Here is a 469-nt window from a genome sequence, read left to right as displayed (position 1 = left end):
GCTTTCAAAATAGAAGAGACTCGGGGGCAGGTGCAGGAAAAAGGAAGATGGATTTATTTTAATTCGAGATGAAGATTGAAAGCAGAATAGTTAGAGCATCCTTAGACGCTCTAACCACCCACGACCACTCTCTTTTTTCTAAATATTCTTTGTCAGAAAGTTCAGTACCATACTTATCAAAAACCACATCAAGTGCACCTACTACATTTTCAACGGACCTTGCTTCTTTTTCATCCCTCAGGACCAAACCTATCCAATCGGAAGCGTTTTCAGCTAACCCCGTGTCATCGTATAAAAAATGTATTGTGTAATTTAACTCGTCATAATCTAACCCCGGCGATGACCGTTCTACCCAAGCCTGGTATTGATAGTCAAGGTCTGACAACCCACTCAAGTATGAGATAAGCTCCTCTCTCATACTAGGAAATTTTAGTTCGGAGAGTTCCAGCTTTTCCATTTTTTATATTCG

1 protein-coding gene is annotated in these 469 nt (G+C 40.3%); it reads right to left on the bottom strand.

Going from position 1 to position 469, the window contains the following annotated elements:
- Window positions 1–58: 58 nt before the first annotated feature.
- On the bottom strand, window positions 59–457 hold the full coding sequence (locus AC0L3U_RS38435; protein ID WP_473364966.1) for an SCO4402 family protein: 399 nt from the start codon (window positions 455–457) through the stop codon (window positions 59–61).
- Window positions 458–469: the final 12 nt, after the last annotated feature.

The organism is Bradyrhizobium sp. Kon69 (assembly GCF_055807515.1).
Note: the sequence above shows the minus strand (reverse complement) of the source record. Positions and strands in the feature narration are given on the sequence as shown.